This is a genomic window from Flavobacterium lacisediminis (genome assembly GCF_025909975.1).
Taxonomy (GTDB): domain Bacteria; phylum Bacteroidota; class Bacteroidia; order Flavobacteriales; family Flavobacteriaceae; genus Flavobacterium; species Flavobacterium lacisediminis.
Map to the genome: position 1 here is coordinate 1 of NZ_JAPCIO010000021.1, position 1,603 is coordinate 1,603.

Genomic DNA, 1,603 nt, shown 5'->3' on the forward strand with positions numbered 1-1,603 from the left:
TAAAAGTTTGTTTTATTACAAACTTTTATATAAATTCGTATTGTCTTAAAAAATATTACTATGATTAACGTTGCAGATTACTTTTCCGTTTTAGAAAAAGCTCCTGATTTATTTGATAAAGTTCAGGAAAAAGTATTTTTAAAGACAGAGATCGACATAGTTTATTCAGATATTAAAAATTGGGAAAGATCTAATCTGTTATCGGAATACAATGAAGCAGAAAAAGGAAACTGGAATAAAATTAGTTATTCTGAATATGTTTGGATAAAAATTGTAGAACAGTTAAAAGATTTTGGTTGTAGCAACGAAGATATAATTGTCTTAAAAAAAGTCCTTGTAAATAAATTCAAAGTAAATGATTACATCACACTATTTGATGAAATAAAGAAAATTATTGGAAATAAAGAGTTTCAAATATATTCTCAATTATATAAAGAATTAAATGAATTAGATCCTCATAAAGAGTTTAATTTTAATCTTTTAGATATTTTTATTGTAAATATAATCTATACAGGTGAGCAACTTTCTTTATTTATAAGAAAAGATGAATCGCAATATTTTCTTCCTTTTTCTGATACAATGTTAAATGAATATAGTAACTCTAATGTTAGAAGTTTAGTTGATGATTTTCTGAATTTTCCATTCTATAATATTCCAATAAGTAATTATGTTTCTAAATTTTTAAGTAATAGAAAAGATATAAAAAATAATTTATTTACAATGATACTTACGGAACAAGAAAGTAAGTTGTTAAAAATTATAAGAAAGAATTTCGAAAAAATTAAACAATTAAAGGTAAAATACAAGACAGGTAATATTGAATTAATTGAAGTTACTACAATAAAGAAAGTAGCTTTAGAAAGCAAAATAATCAATCTCATTAAAAAGTCGGATTATAAAAAGATAACTATAGATATTGCTAACGGAAATATAGTAAACTTTGAAGATACCGAAAAAATAAAATTATGATACTGAATAACTCAGATCTATAAATAAATAGTAAGCTTATCGTAGAAAGCGAAAGTGATGCACATGTGTAATTAACATGGTTTCATTTAAAGAATGTAAAAAAATATTAAACAAAAAAGGAGTTAAATATTCAGATGAGAATATTAGAGAAATTAAAGAGTTATTAGAGTTTTATGCAAAATTAACTGTTGAAGAATTTTATAAAAAAAATGATTATGAAAAGAGCAGTCATAATGTGTCGTGTAAGTAGTGATGAACAAGCTAAAGGATATAGTTTAGATATTCAACATGAACAATTAGTTACCTATTGTAGAAGAAACAATATTGAAATTGTAAAAGATTTTCGTGAAGACCATTCTGCTAAAAATTTCAACAGACCAGAATATCAAAAGTTTCTTGCTTTTTTAAAGAAAAACAAAGGAGCTTTAGATCTATTGCTAGTTACTTCCTGGGACAGATTTTCAAGAAATCTAACAGATTCACTAATAATGATAAGAACCCTTGAAAAATATGGAGTAGAGGTACAAGCTATAGAACAACCAATAGATATGAGAATTCCCGAAAACAAAGCTATGTTGGCAATGTTTTTAGCTATTCCAGAAATCGACAATGAAAGAAGATCAATAAAAATTAG

General features: G+C 24.6%; 2 protein-coding genes. Both read left to right on the top strand.

Annotated features, from left to right (window positions below; translation table 11 throughout):
* The first annotated feature begins 60 nt into the window (after nucleotides 1-60).
* Entirely contained in the window at nucleotides 61-969 is a 909-nt protein-coding gene (locus OJ995_RS13465) for a hypothetical protein (RefSeq protein WP_264369908.1), read from the top strand.
* Between the two features lie 215 nt (nucleotides 970-1,184).
* Nucleotides 1,185-1,603: recombinase family protein (locus tag OJ995_RS13470; protein ID WP_264369909.1), on the top strand; the 419-nt coding region annotated here is incomplete at its 3' end.